This is a genomic window from Tamlana crocina (genome assembly GCF_012037625.1).
Genome location: NZ_JAAVJS010000893.1, coordinates 1 through 279, shown reverse-complemented (window position 1 = coordinate 279; position 279 = coordinate 1). Strand labels below are relative to the sequence as shown.

Below are 279 nucleotides of genomic sequence, written 5' to 3'. Positions count from 1 at the left end.
ACTAAAAATATTATTATGAAAAGACTTATTGAAAATATCCAGACAACCTATGAAAATTTTCAGAAAGAAGCTACTGCACAACTAGAAGATGGGAATAAAAGTGCAGGAACCAGGGCAAGAAAATCTTCCTTGGAATTAGAAAAACTGTTGAAAGAGTTCCGCAAAGTTTCCGTAGCAGAATCAAAAAAATAGAAGTTTCTATAATAATGAGAATGCCCCCTACTTCAGTTTCTGGGGGGCAATCTCTTAATTCTTTTCCTTGGAAATTCTTTCAGCAGC

At 34.8% G+C, this 279-nt stretch carries 1 protein-coding gene; it reads left to right on the top strand.

Translation table 11 applies throughout. The annotated features are described in order from the left end of the window. Positions 1-15 precede the first annotated feature (15 nt). Entirely contained in the window at positions 16-192 is a 177-nt protein-coding gene (locus tag HC176_RS19420) for a histone H1 (RefSeq protein WP_167920594.1), read from the top strand. The last annotated feature ends 87 nt before the right edge of the window (positions 193-279 follow it).